Origin of the sequence: Lentilactobacillus hilgardii DSM 20176 = ATCC 8290, from assembly GCF_000159315.1 — a bacterium.
GTDB lineage: Bacteria > Bacillota > Bacilli > Lactobacillales > Lactobacillaceae > Lentilactobacillus > Lentilactobacillus hilgardii.
Genome location: NZ_GG669994.1, coordinates 153090 through 160571, shown reverse-complemented (window position 1 = coordinate 160571; position 7482 = coordinate 153090). Strand labels below are relative to the sequence as shown.

Annotated in this window: 6 protein-coding genes; 2 read left to right on the top strand and 4 right to left on the bottom strand. The window is 33.4% G+C overall.

Annotation, left to right across the window (positions count from 1 at the left end; all coding sequences use genetic code 11):
- Positions 1–244 precede the first annotated feature (244 nt).
- Positions 245–661 carry a universal stress protein gene (locus HMPREF0519_RS08045; RefSeq protein ID WP_225429003.1) on the bottom strand — a complete coding sequence of 139 codons (417 nt, stop codon included), beginning with the start codon at positions 659–661 and terminating at the stop codon, positions 245–247.
- Between the two features lie 717 nt (positions 662–1378).
- On the opposite strand from HMPREF0519_RS08045, the gene HMPREF0519_RS08040 reads away from it, so the two are divergent.
- Positions 1379–2512 (top strand): Abi family protein, encoded by a 1134-nt coding sequence (locus HMPREF0519_RS08040; RefSeq protein WP_225429005.1) that lies wholly within the window; start codon positions 1379–1381, stop codon positions 2510–2512.
- A gap of 482 nt (positions 2513–2994) precedes the next feature.
- A complete protein-coding gene (locus tag HMPREF0519_RS08035; RefSeq protein ID WP_003635326.1) occupies positions 2995–3468 on the top strand; it encodes a hypothetical protein in 474 nt (157 codons plus the stop codon).
- A gap of 195 nt (positions 3469–3663) precedes the next feature.
- On the opposite strand, the gene HMPREF0519_RS08030 is transcribed toward HMPREF0519_RS08035, so the two are convergent.
- The 3 genes from HMPREF0519_RS08030 to HMPREF0519_RS08020 are packed head-to-tail and all read right to left on the bottom strand — an operon-like array spanning position 3664 to position 5262.
- Positions 3664–3939, bottom strand: coding sequence for a hypothetical protein (locus HMPREF0519_RS08030; protein ID WP_003635325.1), 276 nt, complete (start codon positions 3937–3939; stop codon positions 3664–3666).
- Positions 3936–4781 (bottom strand): GH25 family lysozyme, encoded by an 846-nt coding sequence (locus HMPREF0519_RS08025; protein WP_003635324.1) that lies wholly within the window; start codon positions 4779–4781, stop codon positions 3936–3938. The genes HMPREF0519_RS08030 and HMPREF0519_RS08025 overlap by 4 nt, the downstream gene beginning before the upstream one ends.
- Complete coding sequence (locus HMPREF0519_RS08020) at positions 4774–5262, bottom strand: hypothetical protein (protein ID WP_040472766.1); 489 nt, start codon at positions 5260–5262, stop codon at positions 4774–4776. The genes HMPREF0519_RS08025 and HMPREF0519_RS08020 overlap by 8 nt, the downstream gene beginning before the upstream one ends.
- Positions 5263–7482 lie beyond the last annotated feature (2220 nt).

The window sequence follows — 7482 nt, the reverse complement described above, 5'->3', positions numbered from 1 at the left end:
GTTTCGCACACTGATAATTATACGTTATAATTATCAGGTTGCTTTATATAAAGGGATACAGGACTTTTCGTGGCAAAAATGTGGCAAAGAATTAAAAAAGCGACAAAATCTACTCGTTTTTGAAAAATAGTTTCCATAATTTATTCCAGAAACAATAAATAGAAAAGCCATCTCGAATTAACAAGATGGCCACGTAAATCATTATCAATTTATCCTATGATAAAAAGATTTGATTAACAATTAACTAGGCATTAACAACTAAGACTTGTACCTTAGCATTTCTAACTACGTATTCAGTAGTGGAACCCATAATAAAGCGGTCTAATGTGTTAGTCCCTGATTTGCCTATAATAACTAAATCAGCTCTACTATTTGCAAATTCAACAATTACTTGCTTGGCATTCCCTTTTTGTGCAATTCCTTTCACTTCTATGCCTTTACTCGAAACAAATTTTTCTGCATTACTAACTATTCGTTTGGCAGTATCATCGATTTTGGTATAAGCCTCTGGAGGTAATGTCCCGACTCCATAATAATTTTCGTTAGTAACAGATAAAACTGTAATTTTAGAATTGAAAAGTTTGCTATATTCAATTGCAACATCTAATGCTTTAGATGAATTTTCACTACCATCAATTGGAACGAGAATATTATTATACATATTAGTTCTCCTTTCAAGCATCAACAACATTAACAGTTCTACATCTTTATTATACTTTTGAAAACGCTTTATTACAAACTATTGGACTACAAAAACACTATCAGTAATTATCAAGATAGGATTAATATCAACATTTATATATCGCGTATTCACTTTTATCAAAAAATTTAAACAATGCAAAAAGCCCACCCCGAATTAACAAGGTGGGCTTAATTAATATAAAAATATTTTTTAATTAAAAAGTTTAAACATAACGGTTAAGCCTATTCCCACAATAACCAGCGTGGTACCAACGAACCAAATTATGTTTTAGTTCCTTGCCCCTTCGATTTTAGTTTCTAATTTTGAAAATTGAGTATTTATATTTGCAAAATCTGTCTTTAAGTCTGCTCGAAAAAGTTCGATTTGATAGCTTATATCTTGCCTTGTATCTTTCAAATCCTGCTTAGTAGCAAGTCCTTAGGATCGTCCTCCACCTACTCTGTCTCGGGAAACACCACTATGATCAAGAAAAACGTATTTCACAACTTTGGTTTCATTAACTAGGCATTCATTTTTTATTAATGCATCCATTGTAATCCCATCTACCAATGTCTAACGATAATATGTATTGACAATGGTATAATACATGTTAATATATAGTCAATCGTGTCAGCCAAGCCTCTTTTTAATGCTTAAATGGGCTGGCCTTTTTCATACATATGGAGATGCTTATATTTGAAATCTGAATTCCATGCTTATATCCAAAATGAGATTGAGCCATTCGAGGATGTAGATATAGATTTATCCAATGGAATAAACAAAATCCACGCTCGCGTGACAGGTAAAAGTAATAGTTTGCCTTTAAGGAGTGAGGGTATTGGGAAGCCTAAGCCTGTTGCCAGCTTTGATGAAATGATTTCCTCACTTGAAAAAAGAATTAAAATTAGAGAAAAAGATAAATGCCGATTACAGATTCTAATTCGAGAAAACTCGTATTACCGGATTTCTTATTTTGCAAAACTCTTATTTACGGAAAAGCCAAGTATCAGGCCCTCATTTGATAATTTTTACGCATTAATTAAGCTCGATTCCTATATAAGAACATCCGTTTCGCGTTTGACTCCGACCATTGAAATGTTTGCTAAAAGTACGTTAGCCCACGTGTTATTAACAATAAAAAAGGATTCCAATGTATATCTAGATAAAACCATATACAAATACAATAGTACTTCTGACAAGAAAAAATTAAATCGTTCTTTGTCTGTGTGTGCAACGTCAATTCAACGTGAGAAATCACACAATGAATCAATAAAACATTATGTTTCTTTTCATAGTGGTCATATTCCAATTTGGGCTTTTTTCGATGTTTTAACCTTCGGAGAATTTAACATGCTTTCAACTCGATTAGAAAAGACATGTTTGGGTGAATGGTTTAAATATATTGTTGACAATAGACCAATGACTAAGTCGCTTTTATATATTGATGCACATGCAAAGTCCTTACCATCATTTTTCCAAACTGTTCAATTACTAAGAAACGCTTCCGCACACAATTCACGCATTTATGGTAAACGCTTTGTTTATAACCCATCAATAAAATTGAAAAATAGTTATTGGACTTTTTATGAAAGGAAGTCTTTCCAGCTTTCTATTACAGAAGTAAGTAAACAAATTCATTCCTTATTTACTGGCTTGATGATTATGCGATTTTTCTTTGCTTGCATGAGTGAGAAAAAAATAGAAAAGTGGAACAAATTTGTTTATAAATTAAAATGTCACATTTCAAAAACAAAATTCGTTAACTTAGGTGGATACTTAGGATTTCCAGATAATTGGTTTACATTGTTAAATATTGAAACTAAAAATTAGGTCCACAAAAAAATGGCACTCTTTTCACAATGAATGAGTGCTATTTTTTATTCTACAATTTTATAATTAACTCATTTCCACTAATGTACATCCCATTATCAAATTATATTCTTGACGTGCGTACTCCACAACTTTTTTTAATATCGAACTTTGTAAAACTTCAAAGTTATCAACTTTCTGTTTCAAAGGAGTGTCCTTATAGAGACTAGTTTCTTTAACAGATTGAATTTTTTAATATTTGAGTAAAAAAGAAACAGCCCACCCAGAGCCTAATCTGAGCAGGCTATTACAAACAATAGTTTATCAAAAGCGTATGCCTTAAATCTATTTTGCAAATTTATTCACCTGCTTATAGCTGCTAATTCACAGGCCACTATTCAGTTGTATTTGATTATCATGATCTTTCATCATATAGTTGGAAATTTTAGAGTGTATTCTTTAACTGTATTATAATTATGATATAATCCTAATGGAGGTGCTTTATGAAAAGAATTATCCGCATTTTGTTATTAGCCACAGCAGTATTAGGCTTTACTTTCTATACTGCTAACACTGCAAATGCTTCAGCATGGCATAAGGGAACGCCAGTAGCTATTCGTGGTTGGTGGAGAACAAAGATGAAAAAAGTCAAGCTTAATCATGGTAAATACTTATGGACTTACGCAACAATGCATGTGATGAAAAATAAAATTTCAGGAGCATATGGGACGCAGTCGGACGGGTATGAAATTACGTCACCATCCTTTTATATATCTACAAATCTACCACACACATATGCGATCGTAGGTTATTTATCTCCCGGTCATGTTGGTTACCTTGAAGCATATGCACTAAATGGGCCAAAAAAATTGCAGACAGCTGAACTGAATAGCGAAGGTAGGGTAACAGATGTCATTTATCAGTGGTATAAATTTAGTGGTAAAGCATCCAATAAAAATTTTTATCCATATTCTTGAGACCCTTTTAAGACAATTTTCTAGTGATAAGTCATTTATAACGAAGACTTATTCGACGGTTGAAAATCATAAAATCCTTTCTGCATAAACAAGGGACCCACCCAGAACTTAATCTGAGTGGGTCCCTTTAGCAATTACTTTATCTGTCGTACCTTTAGAGTATCATTTTTAAGAATTCTTTCAAGAAATAAGTTTCTAGTTTCTCTCTTTCAATTCTTTCACATCATCTTCTAATTCATCAATCCGTTGATTAATGGCTTTGTGTTCACCCCGAGACACTGCAAGAGTTTCCTTAATACTGTATTGATCTTTTACAAATTGTTCCAAGCGGTTCGAGGTATCTCTAATTGATTCAGCTACATCTTCCAGCCTCTGGGTTAACGGTTTCAGAAGAACTCTTAAAACGCCGTAAACACTACCGCAAATACCCAAAGTCACGGTAATCAATTCTATCCAACGATCAAAGGTCATTTCTGATCACCGCCCGACAAACGGATCCGTTTAACATAGGCACTGTTTGACGTGATATATCCGTTAGCATACTTCAATTTAAGATGAGTGATCTTACCAACCTTGACCGCTGAGGCCCATACCCGTGAGCCTTTGGCATAACTAATATCACTCTTGTTAGTTTTATCGAATTTGAGTTTCTTATAAACATTAACTTGAGGTACGATAACCTCATACAAGCCCAAAGTAGTGGCCTGATAGTAACTGGGCTGTGTTTGGGTAATTGGGTTAGTTAAGGTTCCTGACAGGGACCCGTCAAAATCATAACTGGCATCCACATGTAATCCCTTAAAGTTATCGGTATACTGCCAAGCATTAGCATTATCGATGCCCGGTTGGTTAACTCCATACGCGGCTACCCAAATTCGCTGATCAACTAAGGCTACACGATTAATCCGACCGTATTTAAACCAGGACCCACTCCCATAGGTAATCACATTAGGATACCCTTGGGATTTTAAATACTTTAAAAAGATATTTACTTGGGGTGTCGTGTTGGCCGGTAAATCCTGGGCTTCCACATCGATCGCTAACACCGTTGATTTATCCAACCCATACTTTTTAACCCAAGCTAAAAAGTACTTTGCCTCAGCCAAACCATTTCCATGAAAGAAATGATAAGCACCAACGGTGCCAAATACTTGATAAGCATTAGCAATTTGGTTACCGGCATTTGGGTTAACATACGTCGTGGATTCGGTCAGTTTAACCATGGCGCTATCAATTCCATTGGCTTTTAAATTTTTAAAATAAGTTTCCGTACTAGCCTGATAGCCTGAAACATCTACCACCAATTTAGGCATTTAAATCACCCTTTTCTGTTGGTTGCGACGTTTGAGAAACGTTTTCTACGTTAGCATTCGTCAAATTAGGTGATTGAGTATTCGTTACAGATTCTGTGGGAGCTGGCGTTACTGGGGCAAAATGATTATCAGCCCCTGTCGCTTTATAAGCTTGATAAGCTTTTTCAACTAAACCGGCAATCACTTGATAATCAAGGTTAAAGCCGTTGGCTTTTAACTGATTGTTAACAAAGCGCATAGCTTCTTTTTTCCGATCAGATTTACTTAAGGCTGCCAAAATAGCTAATTCCGGTACAATCACATTAGCCAATTTCAATCCCAGTTCTAGTGCTTGTTGGGCATGAACGTTCTTTTCAGTCGCAATCTTTTTTTGCAAGTACGGATTAATAAGCTTGTAAACTACCGGAATAACGGCAACAAAAAAGGCAACCATACCAGTTGCCTTCAAGGAATTAAAAACATCTAAAATATGAGTAAACATCATAAAGCCTCCTAAATTTTGGGTAAAATAAAAACACTTATCAAAAATTAGATAAGTGTTCTTAAATGTAAGTAAAGTTAGTAAAAATATAAAGGCGAAAGGTCAAAATTAAATTAGCGCCTCTAATTATATTATAATACTTATTATAAATAAAAGCACCTATCCTAAGAAGATAGATGCCGTTTCATATATATTTGGGGGTATATATGAAGATACGAAGAAAGTTGCTTAGACTAAAAGTCTAAGCAACTCGATTATATCACATAATTTTCAAATTAATTAAATTAATAATTTAAAAATGCTTACCAAATTAAATTAGTAAGCACTTCGGGGTTACGATGTTCAGGGAATACTTTTATTATGAGAGGGTACTCATAATAACGTTGATTAATGTAACCCCACTACAGTATGCTAACAGAAAGAAAACGTTTGTCAACCCCATTAATTTCTATACTAGAATTTAAATTATCAATGATTAATTGTAAATAAAAAGCATCTATCTGGGGGGATAGATGCTAATTCATATATTGGGGTATATGAATAGAAATATGAATATGAATCTGGAGAAATATATTCATAGAGGAATATATTTGGGGTGTAGACGGAAAACTTATGAGGGGTCAACCGTCTACTAAATTAGTGTAACATACTTAAACGTGGAAGCAAGATAAATTTATAAGTCGTTCGTTTATTCCGCTTAGCTTCTGCTCTTAGTAAAAGAAGAGCGCTCATCAACAATAAGTGCCCTCCTTTCGTACGAAGTGTAACCGCTAGTGAATAGTATATTGTGATCACTAGCTCACCAATATTATAAACAAAATTTGTTAAAATAAAAAGCCTATCTGTGAGATAGGTACCAAGATACATTTCGGGGGAAATGTATTACAAAATTTAACTAAATAACTTGAAAAAGATAAATATACCTGAAACTAAAAGGGATACCTTTTAACCATGATTAGTAACTGAGGAAGTCATTAACCATACCCACATTATAGCACGGTTCAAAAATTAAGAAACAATTTAAGATCCAGCCCTTTAATTTTAGTAAAGAAAAACAGATGCTTTCCGACATCTGCTAACAACTATTGTATTTACGTATATGAAAGAATATTTACTTGCTAGTAAAAACTAGCGCTTCTTAATTATACAACATGGTATTGAATAAAAAAAGCATCTATAGAATAGATGCCATTCATATATGGAGTACATAAGATAAGAAATGAAATATTCACGAGATGGATAGCAATATTATGATCACCATCCACATTTATAGTATATCATTTTATAAAATAAAAGCACCTACCAAAAAGATAGGTGCTATTCATATATGGGGGTATATGAATATGGAACTTAATAATTTAAGAAGTTATATTCCGGGGAGGAATATGCATTTCTAGTGTAATTAGTAGCCAATAAACTGCTAACTACGTTGTGATTATAGCACAAATTAGGAAGTATGAAGCAATTTTTTATCCTAATTAGCCCTATATTGACTAACCCAATAGAGGAGTTAATGGTGAACTAGTCATCAATATCAATCGTTACGTAGCATTACATATTATCTTTCCAAAAACCTGGGCAAAATAAAAGCATCTACTTGAAAAAGTAGATGCTTAACAGAACAATTAACCTCACATTGATGATTAATTCACCGAAGGAGCGATGGTTAATCATCTATACGCAGGAGAAGATCAGCGCATAACGGGACACTGACCTCACATAAAAGTATAAAACATTTATTTTAATTGTAAACCATTAATTGTGGCAAAATACAAGCGGATGTTTTCCGAAAGAAAAGTATTCATCATAATTGATGAATACTAATCAATACACATAGGTCGAATAAGACTAACAATTGAGGAGATAGTCTTATGAACCATTATAATCATATTTCAAAAAAATAAAACACCTATCTATTGATAGGTCCACAATTACATTTCAAGGAAGAGATGTAATGCAAAACGACTACCCAATCAGGCGGTATGCTGTATACTCTTGAGGAGGAATATACTCATCAGAAAACGAATAATAGCAACAAGCCATCATCCATATTGAAATTATAGCACAGTTGAAAAAGCATGAATCATTTTTTATCATCTTTTTTTAATCTTTATCATTTTTAAAAAGCAAACTATGTGTCTACACAAAACAAGGATTCCCTACCGGCCACTAATCATTATAATTATAGCTTTTACTTAAACTACTAATTTAAATAAATTT

What these genes read in the sequence shown, in the direction of transcription:
- HMPREF0519_RS08045 (WP_225429003.1), bottom strand. Translation starts at nt 661, where the DNA reads ATGTATAATAATATTCTCGTTCCAATTGATGGTAGTGAAAATTCATCT.
- HMPREF0519_RS08035 (WP_003635326.1), top strand. Translation starts at nt 2,995, where the DNA reads ATGAAAAGAATTATCCGCATTTTGTTATTAGCCACAGCAGTATTAGGC.
- HMPREF0519_RS08030 (WP_003635325.1), bottom strand. Translation starts at nt 3,939, where the DNA reads ATGACCTTTGATCGTTGGATAGAATTGATTACCGTGACTTTGGGTATT.
- HMPREF0519_RS08025 (WP_003635324.1), bottom strand. Translation starts at nt 4,781, where the DNA reads ATGCCTAAATTGGTGGTAGATGTTTCAGGCTATCAGGCTAGTACGGAA.
- HMPREF0519_RS08020 (WP_040472766.1), bottom strand. Translation starts at nt 5,262, where the DNA reads ATGTTTACTCATATTTTAGATGTTTTTAATTCCTTGAAGGCAACTGGT.